The 17,978-nt window shown below is 45.8% G+C and carries 16 protein-coding genes; 6 read left to right on the forward strand and 10 right to left on the reverse strand.

What is annotated here, in order from left to right; translation table 11 throughout:
- Positions 1-3: 3 nt before the first annotated feature.
- From A8O25_RS01150 to A8O25_RS01165, 4 genes are all read right to left on the reverse strand, one after another.
- The gene (locus A8O25_RS01150; protein WP_161947675.1) at positions 4-1,371 is read right to left on the reverse strand and encodes a restriction endonuclease subunit S; all 1,368 of its coding nucleotides are present in this window, start codon (positions 1,369-1,371) and stop codon (positions 4-6) included.
- A gap of 11 nt (positions 1,372-1,382) precedes the next feature.
- Positions 1,383-3,101, reverse strand: coding sequence for a type I restriction-modification system subunit M (locus A8O25_RS01155; RefSeq protein ID WP_066829634.1), 1,719 nt, complete (start codon positions 3,099-3,101; stop codon positions 1,383-1,385).
- Between the two features lie 176 nt (positions 3,102-3,277).
- Positions 3,278-3,658, reverse strand: a complete 381-nt coding sequence (locus tag A8O25_RS01160) for a hypothetical protein (protein WP_066829635.1) — start codon at positions 3,656-3,658, stop codon at positions 3,278-3,280.
- 145 nt (positions 3,659-3,803) lie between these two features.
- On the reverse strand, positions 3,804-4,001 hold the full coding sequence (locus A8O25_RS01165) for a hypothetical protein (protein ID WP_066829636.1): 198 nt from the start codon (positions 3,999-4,001) through the stop codon (positions 3,804-3,806).
- Positions 4,002-4,282: 281 nt separating this feature from the next.
- Here A8O25_RS01165 and A8O25_RS01170 point away from each other — a divergent pair, with 281 nt between their 5' ends.
- The 3 genes from A8O25_RS01170 (at position 4,283) to A8O25_RS01185 (ending at position 6,244) form a co-directional block, all read left to right on the forward strand.
- Entirely contained in the window at positions 4,283-4,663 is a 381-nt protein-coding gene (locus A8O25_RS01170) for a hypothetical protein (RefSeq protein WP_066829637.1), read from the forward strand.
- Positions 4,664-5,652: 989 nt separating this feature from the next.
- Positions 5,653-5,946 (forward strand): DUF3846 domain-containing protein, encoded by a 294-nt coding sequence (locus tag A8O25_RS24310; RefSeq protein ID WP_066829639.1) that lies wholly within the window; start codon positions 5,653-5,655, stop codon positions 5,944-5,946.
- Between the two features lie 19 nt (positions 5,947-5,965).
- Positions 5,966-6,244 (forward strand): hypothetical protein, encoded by a 279-nt coding sequence (locus A8O25_RS01185; protein ID WP_066829642.1) that lies wholly within the window; start codon positions 5,966-5,968, stop codon positions 6,242-6,244.
- A gap of 292 nt (positions 6,245-6,536) precedes the next feature.
- Here A8O25_RS01185 and A8O25_RS01190 read toward each other — a convergent pair whose 3' ends face one another.
- Complete coding sequence (locus A8O25_RS01190) at positions 6,537-7,121, reverse strand: hypothetical protein (RefSeq protein WP_066829643.1); 585 nt, start codon at positions 7,119-7,121, stop codon at positions 6,537-6,539.
- On the reverse strand, positions 7,118-8,419 hold the full coding sequence (locus A8O25_RS01195; RefSeq protein ID WP_066829644.1) for a tyrosine-type recombinase/integrase: 1,302 nt from the start codon (positions 8,417-8,419) through the stop codon (positions 7,118-7,120). Before A8O25_RS01195 ends, A8O25_RS01190 begins: the two co-directional genes overlap by 4 nt.
- A 272-nt stretch (positions 8,420-8,691) precedes the next feature.
- Between A8O25_RS01195 and A8O25_RS01200 the strand changes: the two genes are divergently transcribed.
- Positions 8,692-9,207 carry a YcxB family protein gene (locus tag A8O25_RS01200; RefSeq protein WP_066829645.1) on the forward strand — a complete coding sequence of 172 codons (516 nt, stop codon included), beginning with the start codon at positions 8,692-8,694 and terminating at the stop codon, positions 9,205-9,207.
- Between the two features lie 193 nt (positions 9,208-9,400).
- Positions 9,401-11,473: a PAS domain-containing sensor histidine kinase gene (locus tag A8O25_RS01205; protein WP_066829646.1), complete on the forward strand. Its 2,073-nt coding sequence runs from the start codon at positions 9,401-9,403 to the stop codon at positions 11,471-11,473.
- A 363-nt stretch (positions 11,474-11,836) separates the two neighbouring features.
- Here A8O25_RS01205 and A8O25_RS01215 read toward each other — a convergent pair whose 3' ends face one another.
- Together A8O25_RS01215 and A8O25_RS01225 are read right to left on the reverse strand one after the other, a co-directional pair.
- A complete protein-coding gene (locus A8O25_RS01215) occupies positions 11,837-12,274 on the reverse strand; it encodes a hypothetical protein (protein WP_066829649.1) in 438 nt (145 codons plus the stop codon).
- A gap of 526 nt (positions 12,275-12,800) precedes the next feature.
- Positions 12,801-15,023: an ATP-binding protein gene (locus A8O25_RS01225; protein ID WP_066829653.1), complete on the reverse strand. Its 2,223-nt coding sequence runs from the start codon at positions 15,021-15,023 to the stop codon at positions 12,801-12,803.
- Between the two features lie 390 nt (positions 15,024-15,413).
- On the opposite strand from A8O25_RS01225, the gene A8O25_RS01230 reads away from it, so the two are divergent.
- Complete coding sequence (locus A8O25_RS01230; protein ID WP_066829657.1) at positions 15,414-15,743, forward strand: hypothetical protein; 330 nt, start codon at positions 15,414-15,416, stop codon at positions 15,741-15,743.
- Between the two features lie 264 nt (positions 15,744-16,007).
- On the opposite strand, the gene A8O25_RS01235 is transcribed toward A8O25_RS01230, so the two are convergent.
- Positions 16,008-16,262 (reverse strand): hypothetical protein, encoded by a 255-nt coding sequence (locus tag A8O25_RS01235; protein WP_153042544.1) that lies wholly within the window; start codon positions 16,260-16,262, stop codon positions 16,008-16,010.
- Positions 16,263-16,499: 237 nt separating this feature from the next.
- Positions 16,500-17,933, reverse strand: coding sequence for a TolC family protein (locus A8O25_RS01240; RefSeq protein WP_066829659.1), 1,434 nt, complete (start codon positions 17,931-17,933; stop codon positions 16,500-16,502).
- Positions 17,934-17,978 lie beyond the last annotated feature (45 nt).

The following is a 17,978-nucleotide window of genomic DNA, read 5'->3' on the forward strand; positions in this document are numbered from 1 at the left end:
GGTCTATGCTAATTCAAGCTGTTGTGAATTGATTGGTTTTGGTTGGTAGTCACGAACATCAATCTTACCAGTAACAGCTTCGGAAATCAATGCAGTACGGTATTCTTGAAGTAGTGAAATCTCACTAACAAAGCTTCTTTTTAAGTTTTCTATTCTCTGACATTCTCTTGAAACCGCCTGTGCAATATCAATTTGCTCATTCAAAGGAGGCAAACAAATAGAAAAATTCTGAATAGAAATTGGTGAAATATTAGGTTGCTGACCAGTATTATCTATACTTGCCTCAAACATTTTGAAAAAATAATCAGACAATGTATAATAATAGAGAAAATCTTGTGAGATAGAGCCTTCGGCTCTTAAAATTGCATTACGCTGATTAAGTAAAACTTGCGCATTTTCTTCAATTTCAACCCTTGCAGATTTGATTCCAGATGATATTATAGGACGAGTTAAAGCAAATAAAATATCTCCATTTTCAATTTTAAATCTAAGGAAGCTTTTAGCATATTCATCAGATAAATACTCTATATCCTTCCAATCAATTCTATTGTGTTGAATATTAGTAATCTTTATTACTTTATAATTCCCGCTTTTCAAGAATTCACCACTATCAAACGCTGCACCGCTAATCAATTTAGAAATATGCTTTAGCTTCTTCAAATTCCAATGTACAGGTACCACACCTAACCACTCAACACCACTATTTTTCATAGGGGCATCAGGGTTCAAGCCTTTGGTGACCGCCTCGTTTATGACCGCTGTTTTTTCCTCTTCCAATAAAGCAATCATTTCCTGCTTCCTCTGAATAAGTCTTTCGATTTGAACAGTTTTGGAGTCTAAAAAATTTGCTATAGCCACTTGTTCGCTCAGAGGCGGCTCGACCACTTCAAATGATTTTAAAGATTCAGTAGACAGTTCCTTAAATGTGGTTCCTGAACCTAGAGAAATCAACTCTTCTTTTCCTGCAAATAGCTGATAAAAAAGGTACAGTGAACTAAAACTACCAAGAGTTGTAATTGATTTACAACCTTGGTTAGTACAAAGTTTTGTTCCTGCAATAGCTAAATTACCTATTGGAGCCCTTGTTGTTAGAATGACTGAACCCTCAGGTACCAAAGATGTCCCACAACTATTCAATCCGTCTTCGGTAATTTTCCTTTCAGAAGAAACCACTGATTTACTATCTAACCGACTGAGATCAGATGGAGTAACCCAAACAATATTACCATCCCAAAAATTTGGGCTATTACTACTTGGAGTTGATCCGTTTGTTATGATTCCTGCATATTTTAGCTTCTTATTGTTCCAGTGTTTAGGCACCTCGCCTACCCACATTATTCCTGAATCTTTATAGCTATCGTATTTTTTCACCACCTTCTGCATTAAGAAATAACGGAAGCTACTTCATTGAAAACTTCCTCTTCCAACTTCATGATATCAGCCCGTATGTCTTCCAATGAACGGAGAGGCTTGTACTGGTAGAAATACTTGGTAAAGTTAATTTCATAGCCCACTTTGGTCTTATCGTGGTCAATCCAGGCATCCGGAACATGCGGCAATACTTCCCGCTCAAAGTATACTTTAATATCCTCGGTCAACGATACATTCTCATTATCCCTTAAAGAGGCATCAGCCTTTGGATTGCCTTTCTTATCGGTCACCACTTTACCCTTTTCATCACGCAATGGTCTCTCGATGGTGATACGGCTGTAGCCGAAATCTTCATTATTGAACAACTTAGAATGTTCCCCCGTCTTGAAGTCACCGTACATCTGGGTTATTTCATCTATCTGCTTAGGGCTGATTTCATTCCGCTTGTTCCCTAGACTCTTAGACATCTTCTGGTAGAATGACACAGCATTCACCAGTTGCACCTTACCTTTCCGCTCTTTGGTCTTCCTGTTCGTCAGCATCCAGATATAGGTGGAGATGCCCGTATTGTAGAACAACTGATCTGGCAGCGCAATAATGGCTTCCAACAGATCATTTTCAATGATCCACTTCCTGATCTCCGACTCACCGGAACCGGCACCACCTGAAAACAGCGGGGAGCCGTTGAACACGATACCGATGCGGCTACCTTCATCATTATGCTTCATCTTGCTCACCAGATGTTGCAGAAAGAGCAAGGAACCGTCAGAAATGCGTGGCAGACCCGCCCCGAAACGCCCACCGAAACCTTTCTTCTGGTGTTCATCCTTTATCTGTTTCTCTGCTTTCTTCCACTCCACACCGAAAGGCGGATTGGTGAGGCAATAGTCAAACTTGTGGTTTTCAAGCCCGTCATTGGACAGTGAGTTACCAAGCTTAATGTTGGTCGGGTTCTGTCCTTTTATGAGCATATCGGCTCTGCAAATGGCATAAGACTCAGGGTTCAACTCCTGCCCGAACACTTCCAGACGTGCCTTCGGGTTCAGTTCTTTTAGGTATTCCTCTGCCACGGATAACATACCACCGGTGCCTGCACACACATCATACAACGTCTTCACAATACCTTCCTGGGTAAGTATATCACGGTCATTGAGGAACAACAGGTTTACCATAAGCCGGATCACCTCCCTTGGGGTAAAATGCTCCCCTGCCGTCTCATTTGATATCTCAGCGAACTTGCGGATGAGTTCCTCGAAGATATATCCCATCTCCATGCTGCTGATCTTCTGCGGGTGGAGGTCAATCTCTTGGAACCGCTTTATTACCAAAAATAACAGGTCAGCGTCTTCCAACCGGTTGATCTGATCTTCAAACTTGAAGTACTCTATAATCTCTCTGGAACTGTCAGAGAAGCCGTTGATGTAGTTGCGTAGGTTGGCAGCAAGGTTATTAGGGTCAGCCACCAATTTGTCAAAGTCAAACTTGCTCCGGTTATGGAAACTCAGCCCAACCTCAGCGTTCAGGATAGGGTCTACGTTTTGGATGGAAGTATTCTTCAACATCTCGTACTTACTTAGCACATTTGGCTTGGTCTTTTCCAGAACACAGTCCAAACGCCTAAGAATAGTTAAGGGTAGGATCACTTTGCCATAATCAGCCTGTTTGTAATCACCACGGAGCAAATCAGCCACCGACCAAATGAAATTGGCGTATTCTCTAAAGTTTATCATTGTAATCGTATAGTTCGACTTTTGCTTATTTCTGACAAGATAGCTTTTAGCCTGAACAAAGAAAACCTTTACCACTAAGTTGAATGCAACATTTTCTTTATGGTCATGCATAAAAAGAGAAGCGGCACCGGGGAATCCGATACCGCTTCTAGCGTGATTCAAGAATGATAAGCCCATTAACAATTGGGCGGATGGTTAAGTACCATGTCTATTTTTGCTTTCCTTTCCTGCATGAGGAAAGCCGGTGTGAATTTAACATCACCATAAATGAAATTCTCTATATCCTCAAATTTAAACCGAAAGGTTTCTCCATCATCCAAGCTAACGTATGATATACCATAGTAAAAGCACAAGGAAGGGTCTTTCTTACTCCTATATATCTTTATATCGTATAAATCTTCAATATCTTCATCATTACCACAACGGCACGTACCTTCATCGCAAGAGCACAAATCTCGTGGATCGTTTGAGGCAATCAAGTCTATATTTCCTTGTTCATACAATTTGTCAAACATGTCATCTGTAACTTGCTCAGAGGTTCTTCTTTTCTTTTTCATTATATAAATTTTAATTACAACTGCGGTTTATATAATGTCGAAAGGCAAAAGTTTTAAAAAATATAAAATTTATTTTCAGGTAGCCATTCTCTTAAAAGTAAGACTGTAAGTTTCTTTAGATAACCTAAAACTCACAATAATCTATTTAAGGCAGATCATTATAAAGCCTTTCAATTTCATCTACCGAATTTTTGATCTTTGTTTCACCTGGAATAGCACCTGTTAAGTCAACCCCTATATTTAAACTATTCACCGCTCCCTCAAAGCCATTAATTTCGATTCTGATATTCAATCCATTAACATCATCACCAATAAATTTGATTACTACACTTTTACTACTCATAATTTATATAATTTTTATACAGTATATATCTGGGTTAAAATCCATATCCGAAAAAATCTCCAAGATTGGTGGAAAAAAAGTAGAAAGTGGATATTCCAAATAGATATATACTATAAAAGAAGATGAACAGGTTTAAAAGTATAAAGGCAAGAGTTAGAACGATGCAGGAATTAGATGTGGCGATCTTGATGCTCCAAAGAAACGGTTATCACTTAAACAAATCTGAGACCCTAGATTTAGCTGTTAGAAGGCTAATAGAAGCTATAAAAAAAATGAAATAGATGGCACTAATTGAAGAACTGACAGATACCGGCACAGCAAGCTATATTTCCACCATCAACGGTGTTACCTATTCAATAATCTTAAACTTAGATGAGAAGCTGACCATACACTATGATTATATGGTTGCTATAGAGTGCCTGGAAGGAGAATTGGACTCCATTATATCCTCCCACCTAAAAAGTAGTATTCACCCGACAATTTCCATCTGTTTATTAGAAACTATTTTCCACCCTCCTCACCCTCTTTTGCAGATACTAAACTTAGTAGTTACAGTCGAAGAGATATCTAATGATTATAATATGATAGGCACTGAGAAAATTCCTATTCAATCTTACAATCAATTTTTAAGTATGATTGACCAAAATTCAATTTTATTTTAATACATAGTTTTCTGAATAAATAGAAGTATAATAATAACAAAATGCTTGAATGCACACAAATTAGCTTGCTATAAATCATAATCCATATTCAATTTTATCGAGACTTAGTGGTAAGTTTTTGTTTTAATTAGATAATAAAACCATTATCAGGGGAATTAAATACATTTACTTTCAGTACACTAGTGACAATAATCATTTAAAGTAAATATTAATTCAAGCATGAATTTCTACTTAGCGACTACCATCCTTTTTAGTAAATTGGTGTATAAAAATTCTGCTCTTCGAAATACACCTTGAAGGGGGAACCTCTGCCCAAGGTATTCTCAACCTTTCCCCAATAGCCTCCACCATTTTCTTGCCGATAAAAAACCCCAGTTCGGTGCCAAAAACGTCATCTCTCACTTTGGTATGCTTTTCTAACATCACATTTTTTATTCTCTATTCTATTCCACGCCCGTTGTCGGTGACAGAGAGCACAAAGTGTTCACCGGAACTAACCGTCATGATAATTATCCATGGCTTTAGTCTTGTCCCTAAAAAAGTTTTAAAAAAGGAATATACATAGAGTTGTTCCACTCAGCTTTGACTACTACTCTTTTTATGCATTTATGCACAAGATGATACAGCATATTTATTATAAGCTTAATAGAAAATTTATTTTTATTATTATTTAAAGAATTTGCAATATATTCACATAGTATAAATTTTACAAAAAGTCTTCCTTGTTTTACAAATAGATTTACAATAAACCAACTATTTACACTTTAAACCTCATTTTAATCATTCTCGTCTATTCCGCAATTCTGTATAAAACATCAACTTTCTTATTATACAAATAGGACATATCAATGATTTGAATTAAAGTATATAACTTTGCAATATGAAAAAAAAACCAACTCAAATTCTATTAACCATGCAATGATTGGATAATGGAACTTAACAAGTACAATCAGAAAGTAAAATTTTTTTAACCTATTAATTAAAAACTCATGTTTAGAAATGTGCTACTAAAATCAGATGGAAGTGTCGTTAACATCCAACCAGCAGTTGTTAACAAAACTTTTAGTTTACAAGAAATGCAATTATTTGTTGGAGGGTATATCGAAATGTATCCTACAAACGATGGCAAAAGCTATGTAATTATGAATGAGGAAGGCAGTCTCCAAAACTTGCCTTTCAATAGGCTAGCATCAGACTTTTGTAACTTTTATACCCTGTTCCAGGGAAGGGGTACAAAGTTTAAAGGGGACATAGTTATTGTTGACCAAATTCTTTTTTCTTAACTATTAAATTAAATATAGCATGGCATTAATAAAAAAAGTTGACTTTGATTATTATTTCATTGGTATTAATCTTGTCATTAGCAATTTTCAAACAGTACACGGCAATGCTCTGGATAATCTAAAGCAAAGATTAGTAACCCAGTGGAAAAATGAAATCCTGAATGGAACATTGCTCCATTATAATGAGAGAATTGATTTAGCCATTGAAAAAAAGGAAATTAAATTAATTGCTAAATTTATGAAGAAACATAAGAAGTCTAGAAGTATTGATTTGGTAGAGATTTTGAAACAGCGTTAATTTGAAAGTCTAACAAAGTTGCTAAAATTCTAAAAAGCAAAAAGGTGGTCAATTGCCACCTTTTCTTTTACCCTATTTCGTAATTCTTCAAATTCTCTGTCAACCCAAACCTTTGAAGTTCTTAGGCGAATTATAAAAAATAAAACCCTTAGAGTTAGTTTGCATATTTATTTTAGGGATAAATAACTAAAACTGATATATTTTAACAGGTAAGTGGTGAATTATTGTGGTGAATAAGCTATAAAACGGCTTTCACTAAATTAAAACAGAATTAATTGTAGTCCACCTGCGACTATAACCCCATCATTTTGAGTTTTTTTGGATCGGGCTTATATTCAAATTTCTTCCGGAATTCTGTATCAATGATAAGACTTCTACCTTTAAGTTCTTCAAACTTGCCCATCAAATCTGACTCAAACACAAACTTATTTACTCCGCTTCCTTCAAAGCTTCTTATATACCCACCTTTGGAATTAGACCAATTATTTACTGTTGCTCGCTCTACACCTAGTATATCTGCAACTTCTCTCATTTTATATTTAGGCTCTGAAAAATCAATTGCCTGACCATTGTTCTTGGCAATTGCTAACCGCCTTTCGTGGACTACGCTATTAACTAAAGTATTGAATCTATCTAAACCCCGCAGCACAAATTCTAATTCTTCATTATCTGTATTTTTCCTACTTCTTAATAGAAGTCTATCATCTAACCACTTCTCAATTAGGTGGTGAACTTGTTTTAACTCTTGGTCATTACTTTCTGCGGATATTGTTATCACGTTAGAAACGGTGCGCATACCCATTTCCAACCTTCTGAAAACACGGTCTAGTTGTTTTCTTCGTATTTCTTGTTGGTATAACTCTTTATCATTCATCATACGGATAAAACATTAGTCCATGCGTCTACGCTCTTCTTTTCAACCACCTGGGAAGACAGCTTAACATACTTAGCGAAATCTCTACTATTTAAGGAGTGACCGGAGATGGCTTGTACTTCAAAAGGTGTCATGCCAAGCATTAACAAATTTGTGATACCTGATCTTCTCATACAATGGCTACTTATATATTTTGCAGGAGATATGTACTCATAGTGCACAACTCCTTTCCTAGTTCTTATCCGTTTGAAATCCTTATCCCAACTATTTCCTATCATATCCTTTGACATTTGATTCTTCTCTTTTAGCTCATTTAGATATTGAATGAATATGGCAGCAAGTTCTTTCAGGTTAGCATTGAAATTTTGTGAAGATATTTCCGGCAGTAATGTTTTGAACTGACTTCTGTACTTAGTTATTATGTCAGCACCAATAGAGTTCATCTTGATACGTATATGCTTCTTAGTCTTAGTAACAAGTGTATTGATGTAGAACTCATTTTGTATTACCTGTAAGTCGTTTTCTGTAAGATTCAATAAGTTTTCTACTCTTAGGCATGTGAACACGCCCATTAGAAAAATATCCCTGGTGCGTAATAGCTTCTCATTATTGATAGGCATACTATACAATAACTTTATCTCATCGTGGTACAACACTAGGATTTGAATTTCTTCTTTCCAACTCTTCCACTTCTTTACGTTTAATTGAACCTTAATCATTCCAGTGTCAAAGGCATAGTTCAGCATTGTTTTAACAATCTTAACCGCCTTACCTACATTGTTGTCAAAGCTGTTCAGGTTTTCCCAATAATATTCACAGAATCTATTATAGAAATTATCATTTATGTTATCCCATTCAAGGGGATAAATTTCTTTAAACTTTTTTAAATTGGTTAGAACGGATTGATAAGATTTAATTGTATTCTTTTCAAAGACAGTACCCTTATCAGTTAAGCGTTTCCCAGTCTTACTATCTTCAATAAATTTTTCAAAACACTCTAGGAATGATAGTTGCCTTACCTCTTCTACTACCACATTTGGCAAAGCACCAGTTTTGATATAAGTTATTATTTCCTTTGCTGAAAGATTAGGATATCCATCTAGGGCAGCCTGAACCTTTTTCAACAAGTCTCTAATTTGTGTATTCTTATCTTCAATTTTACTTAGACCACTAGACTTGTTCAGAAGTCCGTTTGCGTTCAACTTATCACATTTAATTCCTGCGGGTATGCGGATATGTTCCCTGTTCCGGGATGCATAAATGTAAACAGAACCTTTGTAGATTATAGACTTTGCTATCATTAGAAGAATTTAGCCGAGTTGGGATTCACCACACACTTCACCACAAATATGTAAAATTTCACCACAAAATGTAAAACTTGGAATAAATGTAAATTATAAAATGTACTCTAATCGAATCTAAAGCCAAAATTTTAAGCTTTTGTAAACAAAAATGTATATTGAAGCGTAGTCCCTACGCGACCACTTAAAGCCCTTTAGCGAAAGCTGAAGGGCTTTTTTTGTTTAGTAAAATATTAATAGATTGAATAAAAAAAATAAACAAATCCAATATCATGAATGCCATTACTATCATTGCCCAGTTAACCTCAAAAGATCTTATGGACTTTAATCGTCACGCTAATTTCAATCTTCTCTTTCTTATCTTATTCCCGGTTGTAGGGTCATTTTTAGTTTTATCAGTCCCATTACAGTATTTATCACCCTCTACTGCTGACTTGCCTTTTCCATTTGTTCAGTTGTTTGTAGGATTAGCTATGGTAGGGTTACCTGCTTTACTTCGCTACAACATCAAGAGAAACTTCCGAAAGAACAACACACTCCAAGCACCTATCACCTATACCTTTACAGATACCGGGATGTCAGCCGTTGGCGAAACATTCACCACCAATATTGCCTGGGAGAAAATCTATAAACTAACAGAGAACAATAAACTCATTGTAATTTGGCAAAACAATCAGATAGCCAATATTCTCCCAAAAAGATTCTTCTCTCAAGGCGAATTAGAGGTTTTTAGGGAATTGGCAACTGCAAAAAAAGGACCTATAAATAAGTTGAGTAAAATCAAATAAGATCCAACGGAAGCTCCTTACAAACTGCTTTACCCAGATCTTATACTTGGTTCTCCTCTTTTTTATTGACTCATAAACGGTTTTTAATTCCGTTCCCTCACCAGACTCCTCAAATTATCGTTTCCCGCTTAAAACCCCGCCACCTTTCCAAAATAAAACCTACCTTTATCTAAAAGCCACTTCCCGCCTGCCCATGAACGAAACCTCCCAACTCCTCTCGTTCTCCCCTGCCACCACAGCGCTTCAGCCCGAAGACCTGTATGGCATCTTTATGCAGGCACCGGCCATGATGTGCGTGTTCAAAGGCCCAGACCACGTGTTTGCCTTTGTGAACCCGCCGTACCAGGCGCTGGTGGGCGACCGGCCTTTACTGGGCAAACCCATTGCTGAGGCCATGCCGGAGTTGGAAGGGCAGCCTATCTTTGGGCTACTGGACCGCGTGTACCAGACCGGGGAGCCATTCCATGCCCATGAAATGCAGGTGCGGCTCTACCATGACAACTCTAACCAGAACCTGGGCGAGAATTACTACAATTTTGTGTACCAGGCCACCCATGACCTGAGCGGGCAGATAGACGGGGTGCTGGTGTTCGCCTATGAGGTCACCGCCCAGGTGCAGGCCCGGCAAGAAACTGAAAAACTGAACCTGGAACTGCAGACCCTGAACCAACAGCTGGAGACGCGCGTGCAGGAACGCACCCAGGAAGTGCTGGAAGCCCGCGCTGATGCCCTGCGGGAATGGGAGCGCCTGCAGGACCTCTTCATGCAGGCCCTCTCCCCCATCTGCATCTTAGACGGCCCCCAGCTGGTGTACCAACTAGTGAACCCCGCGTACCAGCAGGCTTTCCCGGGCCGGGAGTTGCTGGGCAAGCCTTTGCTGGAGGCCATGCCTGAGTTGAAAACCACTGAACTGCCCGCCATTCTGGAGAACGTCTACCAAACCGGCCAAACCTTTGTGGCGCAGGAGTTCCCCGTCCAGATTGCCCGCTTTGCCGAGGGGCCCCTGGAAGAGATGTACTGGAACATCACCTACCAGGCCCGTTACAACCGGCAGGGTCAAATAGACGGCATCATGGTATTTGCCTCTGAGGTAGCAGACCAGGTACATGCCCGGCTGGCCGCCGAAGGAAGTGCCCAGCAGCTTAGACTGGTGACAGACGCGCTGCCGGTGCTCATCAGCTACATTGACCAGGAGGAAAAGTACCAATTCACCAATAAATCTTATGAAACCTGGTTTCCGCTCAAAGCGGAAGACCTGTTAGGCAGAAAAGTACAGGACGTGGTAGGCAAGCACTCGTACCAGAACGTCAAACAATACATTGACCGGGCCCTGGCTGGGGAACGGCTAGACTTTGAGGCCACCATGCCCTACCGGGAAGGCTTTACCAGACATATCTCCACCAGTTACGTGCCAGACATCCAGGAAGGCGAGGTAAAGGGGTTCTTTGCCCTGGTAACAGACATCACCCATCAGAAGGAGGCGCGCCTGGCGGTAGAGGAGAGTGAAAAACAGGCAAAGGCCCTGGCGCAGGAGTTAGAGCAGACCAATGAAGACCTGCGCCACACCAACCAGCAGCTCACTCACATCAACGTAGACTTAGACAACTTCATCTACACGGCCTCGCATGACCTCAAAGGCCCCATCCTGAACATTGACGGCCTGCTCACCGCCCTCCTGGAAGACCTGCCCCCCGACAGCCTGGCCCCTGTGCAGGTGCAGCAAACCGTAGAGTTGATGCAGAAATCAGTGCAGCGGTTCAAGCGTACCATTGAACACCTCACAGAGATCACCAAGCTGCAGAAGGAAAACCGCCCCTCTACCACGTCAGTGCAACTGCAGGAGGTGTTCAATGACGCCCTGTTAGACTTGGACCAGGCCGTGAAGGAGGCGCAGGCACAGGTCATAGCTGAGGGCATAGCAGGCGTCACCTTCCAGTTCTCAGAGAAAAGTCTGCGCAGCATTGTGTACAACCTGCTCTCTAATGCCATCAAATACGCTTCGCCAGAGCGGCCGCCGGTGGTACGGCTGCGGTACCGGCAGACCTCTGAACACCATCTTCTCTCTGTGCAGGATAACGGGCTGGGCATGAACCTGCAGCGCAACCACCAGCTGTTTGGCATGTTTCAGCGGTTGCATGACCACGTAGAAGGCTCAGGTATTGGCCTGTACATGGTCAAGCGCATGATAGACAACGCCGGAGGCCGTATTGAGGTAGAAAGCGAACCAGGGAAAGGCTCTACCTTTACCGTCTTCCTCCCGCGGTAAGCGGGAACAGGATTGCGCAACCAGTGAAAGCGGAGCCCGGCTGCTCTGCTCAGGAACAGCGCTTGTTGAACCTGCCTTTCCTGTGGGAACGGCTCAGGGCCAGAACCCAGGCCAGCCCCGGAACCGCCAGCCAACACCCCGGCGCCTGAGCACCCGTGCCGCAGGGCTCCCTTTCTGTTTTTGGCCTGTTTTTGAAAAAGTAGCCCGAAAACAGAAAAGCCAGTACTTTGCCCGCCTTCCTGCTACGCAGCAAAAGCAGGTTCTCCTGCTTTTACCCCAGCCCGGTGCACCATGAAACGTTAGAAACCAGGAACGCCCCAGGCCGGACTCTCCCCCAGAGCCGTTGGGAACCCGGCAATCAGGTTAAACCAGCCTACTGCCCGCAAACCTGCCCGCCTTCAGCCACTCTGCGGCATCTTCCTTCCGGGAGAAGGACCTGAACTCAATGGGAGAGCCCAGCTGCATAAAGGTTTCATCTGTCACTGAGAGCGCCCGTACCTCATGGCTCTGCAGGGAATCATTCAGGCGGGCAAACCGCTTCAGGCGCGTAGCGGTCAGGGCCACCAGAAACTTCCAGATGAGTTTTTTGTACGCGTCATCCTGTATCTGGCTCACCATCACCCGGCTGGAGTCTAACAGCAGGTTGCTGGCGTCATAGCTGATCACGTGCTCGGCCACCATGTCCAGCGCCCGCGACAGCTCGGCCAGGCCGTACTCAGATACGTTCGGAAGCTCCGCCGAGAGGATATCAAAGGCGGGGTTAAAATCAATGGTGATAAGCCAGTTCTGGTAAACAATCATGGGCGTTGCCTGAATTACGCGGCGGCAATAGTACGCAGAAATTGTTGATCAGTTGTTTTCTCAGATGTGAAAATATTGTTCTTTTTTCTGCCGCCGCGCGGTGGCCTGACAAGTGCCACCGGCCGGGTTTCCTCCCGTTGGGTGGAGGTCTGGGAGAAGTTCTTTAGCCGGTTGCAGGCCCATCTCCAGGCACCGCCGCAAAGCTTATCTGAGGCTCCTTCTGCGCCAGAAAATACGTGTACTCCCGGCAAGACCCGGAGCCGCTGTTTTAGCGCTGTTTTCCCAAAAACAGCGCTAAAACGCATTTGCACACCACCGGGCAGCCAGGGCCGGAGGCTACGCCAGAACTGTAACGTTCAGCTCGCTTTCAGTAGGCATTCCCAGCGTGTTCCAAAGAGGTGAGCCAAACATTAAACCCTGTACCAGAACTCCTGTTTTCGGCCTGTTTTTCTGAAAACAGCCTAGAAACAGAAAGCCGTTACTGTGCGCCAATGGGCTGTGCACGTTGAAACAGACAGCCAGGGGGCTACACCACCACCTCAAAGGTAGTTCCCTCGCCTTCCTGGCTCTGCACCTGAATATCGCCATCCAGTGACTTTACCTGCAGGCGGGTGAGGTACAGCCCCAGGCCCTTGGCTTCTTTGTGGTAGTGAAAAACCTTGTACAGCCCAAACAGTTTATCGCCCACTTTCTTCAGGTTCATGCCTAAGCCGTTGTCTGACACGGCGAGGTGAAACTTGCCGCCGGCCTCCCAGGTTTTCACCAGCACCTGCGGCTGGCGGTCTGGGGAGTGGTACTTGAGGGCGTTTGACAGGAGGTTGTGCAGAATGCTCTCCAGGTAAATCTTGGGCATGAACACCGTGGGCGCCTGCAGGTCCAGCTGCACCTGGGCGCTGGTCTGCTGCACTACGGCCGCCAGGTTCTGGAGCTCTTTCTCCACCACTTCGGCCACGGGCACGTCTTCGCGGGGAAGGGTCTGGTGGGTCAGCTGCAGGTTGACAATGGTGTTCAGGTCCTGTATGGTGTCATTCATGTTGTCTGTCACCTGCGCAATGTGCTGCAGGGCAAAGGAGGCACTTTCCTGCCCGGGCTCCTCTGCATGGTAAGCGAGCAGGCTCTTGATGTTGGCCAGCGGGGAACGCAAGTTGTGCGAAATAATACGGGCGAAGTCTTCCAGCTGCCCGTTGCGCGCCTGCAGCTGCTCAGCATTCTGCATCACGGCCTTGTACAGCACCTCCAGCTCAACGGTCTGGTTACGCAGGCGCAGGGCCACCAGGTCTTTCAGGAACAGCTGCGCCACCTCGCGCTCCCCCAGCAGCCACGGCTGGCTTTTCCCCTGAATCACCTCCACCCATTTCTCAAATGACTTTCTGGGGTGAATGTACCCTTCCTTGCCCCGCTCCTGCTTTTCAGGGTTGCCCGCCCACGTGCGCGTCTCCTTGATCTCGGGCTTGAAAAACAGCAGGTACTCTTTGTTGTACCGGGAGATCTCCAGGGCCAGCAGACCGCTGCCTACCGTTTTAAAGGCTTCGGCCGGAGGCCAGATTCTGGAGAGCTGGCTTGTGTAGAATGCCCCTTCAGGCACTTCCTGCGCCAGCCACGACACCAGGTCCTGGATCTGCTCCCTGGTGGGCACCTGCCCGGCACAGATGATCTTCTGGTCAATGCAAATGACCGCCCCCTGCCCCAGGGTGATGTCTAGAATATTGGGGGAGGTGGAGCCAAAGGCCTGCGTCAGCTTCACGCCCTCGCGCAAGCGGCTGATCAGATGACGCCCCGCCTCTTTCAGCTGCAGGTACAGTTCCCGGCTATGCCTGGTTTGCAGCGAGGAGATCACGTTAGAGAACATCTTTACCATCTGGTCACAGACCTGCCGCCGCCACACGTCTACGTAAACGGGTTCCACGTGGTGGCACGGCACCACCCCCCATAGCTCCTCCTTCACCAGTATGGAGAAAGAGATGGTGGCGGCCACCCCGGTATTTTTAATGTATTCCAGGTGAATCTCAGAGGGGTTCCTGAACTCAGACTGCAGAATATTGGTGGGCTGCCCGGTGGTGGGGTTCAGGTACGGGAAAATCTCTGCCGCCTGCGCATGCACGTTGGGGATCTGCCGTATGTGCTTTTGCAGGAGCAGCGCCCGCGCGGGCGCCGGAATATCTGACGCCGGGAAATGGTGCCCTATAAACGAAGGGAGCTTGGAGTTTCGGCTTTCTGCCACTACGTCTGTGTGCCAGTCTTCATCAAAGCGGGTCACGTTCACGCGGTCATACGCCAGCACATCTCTCAAGGCATGGGCCAGCGCCTCAGCCATGGGCTCCAGCTCCTCCAGTTTGTTCAGGTCCTGGTGCAGCTGCGTGAGCAGGCGGTGGTGGTGGAGCTTGGCGGCATCTGGGTAGGCGGTGGCCCGCTCAGCCTCCAGCACCAGCTTTCCCTCAGAGGCATGGCAGCAGAAGAGATACGGCTGGCCGCCTAGTTCTAGCAGCCGGAGGAATTGGACCTGCGGCGAAAGCAGGCTCTCCCAGTTCTCTTTATCAGCAGAGGTGGTGGCCCAGGCCCCCAGCGGCTGCCCCAGCAGCTGCACAGGGGTGAACGGCAGAAAGGAGGTGATGTTCTGGCTTACCTGCTCTACGGTGTGCTCCTGCCCCAGCACCAGCAGGAATCCGTGGGGCTGTATGCGGCCAATGTGGTGTATAGGCTCCCTGTCACAATTAGAGAGGTCAACCTGGTGGTTCTGGTAATTCTGCATGCCGCTACGTCCGGTCTTCTTTTGCTGGTGATGATAGGCGTGTACGCAAAGCGGGGACTTTGGTCTTACGGCGCTAAAGATAAGATGTGTTTAAGAGGGAACAAACAGGAACCAGAGGCTTTACATGCAGGAGACACCAGCCATCAAAGCCCCCAAGTCGTTTTCTCCGGTTTTCTGTTTTGGGGCTGTTTTTACAAAAACAGCCCCAAAACAGCGTTAAATGCAGCCATTGCCCACGGGCCGGCCTGCCCCCGGTACGGATGGAGCGGCCAAAATCTATTCTGAAAAATTCTTCAAAAGTCACCCAAGACTGTTCAGCATCCGTATTAACCCTCTAACAGGAGCGTATGTGTACTTAGTGAAACGTTAAGCAAGAGGGGGAAATGACAGATGAAACCGGCGTATACCAAAACCGAAGTTGAGGCCCAGATTGAGGCCTGTGACGATTTTGACCATCTGCACCTGCTCATAGACGTGATGCTTCACCACGAGCGGAAAAATTACACCCCCGAGGAGTTCATGGACATCTTGCTGAACCTGATCAGGAAGTACGCTGAGATCAGCTTCAGCCCGCTGCGGCCCGCGTCTGAAGACCGGCTTCTCAAAGAGCTCACTGACTGCCTGCTGGATGTGAGCTTCTGGCGGTGTAAGATCTGTGATTTCCCCAACCCCAAAGACTCCCCGTTCTGCCTGAAATGCGTAGGTGTTCTGGATAGATAAAGACAAGCCAAGGCGGTGCCCCACTTTTCTGTTTCTGACCTGTTTTTCTCAAAACAGGCCGAAAACAGGCTGCCCGGGTTTGGAAGCGAGGGCATTGTCTTGATACAGTTGACGGAACGGGTGCAGTTTATACATTGCATTGTACTTTGGCGCTGCCCGCAGCCTTGCAAGTACCAAAGCCTTTTTGGACCACCTTGGCATGGTCTGCTGCGCCAGCACCTCACGCAGTTAATTTGGCCTTCAAAATCAAAAGCCAAACCGGTATTATGCGGCTTGGGTTTGTTTTCGGCGCACGCGCGCCAATCCTGATCTGGTGAGGTACAGCAAAGGCGGGGTGCCAATGGGGCTGATTTTTATTAAACCTTCTTCTGTTAAACGGGCCAGTAAAACTGAAAGCTGCTGCTCTGTCAGCTCTACGGCCTCCTGCACAGAGGCTATGGTCACGGGATTGTCACCAGGATCAGTCAAAGACGCCACCTGCACATATACCGCCAACAAGATCTGATCAAACTTTTCCACCCTTTCCATAGCCACCCTAAAACAAGTACTGTTCCAAATTGTTTTAATTGGCTGATACCGAAGGCAAAAGCAGAAAATTCAGTATTTATCGCAACGCGCCCCTATGGTATTAAAGCCAAGGCCATGTAATAACCTCTGTGACAGACATGCGGCAAGTGCTGTGACAAAATTATGCCTCACCCTCCTTCCTGTCATTCTTTCAGGCAGTTAACACGCAAAGTTTCTCTATCCAGCACCTTACTTCGCCTCTACGCCCATGGTACCGGCTGCCCACTGGAGGTAGTACTTGGCCTTGCCGTACTTTGCTTTGAGTTCATACAGTTTGATCTGCTGGCTCACCAGGCTCATCTCTCTGGAGTTCAACAAAAACAAGGAGCTCTCCCCGTTCTCAAAGCGCTGCTGCTCCCCGTTGCGCAGGGTGGTGGCGTTGGCAATGATCTGCTCCTGCAGGGCAATCTGTTCTTCTAACTGCCGCCGCTCATTGAAGGCAGCCTGCACCAGATTCAGGTTCTCCCTTTGGGTCTGCTGCAGCTCCAGCTGGGTGGCATAGATTTTAAGCCGTGACACCTGCAGCTTGCCCCGCTCCTGCCGCAGAAACAGCGGCATACTGAAACTGGCACCTACTTTATAGTTGTTGGTCATGTAGCTGCCTTCCAGCCAGCTGTTGCCCAGGGTGCCGCCGGGGCCAATCAGGTTGTACTCCAGGTTGAGCTTGGGCAGGAGCTTGTTCTGGCTGAAACGCCGCTCCACCTCCAGCTGCCGCAGCTTGGCCTGCAGCTTGGCCACTTCTGGGTGGCTTTCGCGCGCCGTGGCGACCAGTTCAGAGAGCTGCCCCTCTGCCAGCACTTCTATCTGGGTGCCGGCCAGGGAGGGAATTACGCCCGCAGGGATTTCCAGCGGTGTCTGGTTTTCACCCCAGAGGAAGTTTGACACCAGCAGCCCGGCATTCTGGTACTCAACCAAGGCCTGCTTCAGTTGCGCCAGCCGGTTTTGCACTTCCATTTCTGCCTCCACGGCATCAATGGCAGCCAGGTCACCCTGCGCCACCCGGTCTTTGATGGCCTGCCACCGCACACGTGCCAGCTCATGGCTTTGGTCCAGCAGTCTCCAGCGCTGGTAGCTGTAGGCCCAGTCCCAGTAGGTTTTGGCGGCTTCAAACAACAGCTTGTTGATTATTTTTACCTGCTCTGCCTCAGCCACCTCCTGCGCCCGCAAGGCTTGCTGCAACGTGGCCCGGCGCTCATCTAAGAGCAGGCCCTGGCCAATAGGAACAGAAATGCCAAAATACTGCAGCCCCTGGGGCGGGGTGATGTTCTCGCCGTTCACGTTAACCCCGCTGTTGCGTTCATACCCGGCTTTCAGCTCCCCCACCCAGAGGGGCACTTTTAGCACGTTGTCCCAGAGGGTGTAGTAGTTTTTTCCGCCTAACTCCTTATGGTACAGTTTAGCGTTAGCCGTTGGGTCAAATGCGCCCCGCGCCATCCTGATCTCCTGCCGGGCCTGCTCCGTCAGCTGGTTTGCCTGCCGGGCCACGGGGTGGTGCACGAGCATTTGCCGCATAAGATCCTCAATGGTGAAAACAGCGGTAGAGTCTGCTGCGCGGGCGTTCAGCCCCACCAGCCCCAGCCACACCCCCACCAGGAGGCTATGTACAAGAGAAATTCTCTTCATGTCAGATCAGCTTTGTTCATCAGTTTAGAGCTTCTTTGATTTGCG

Source organism: Rufibacter ruber (assembly GCF_001647275.1).
GTDB lineage: Bacteria > Bacteroidota > Bacteroidia > Cytophagales > Hymenobacteraceae > Nibribacter > Nibribacter ruber_C.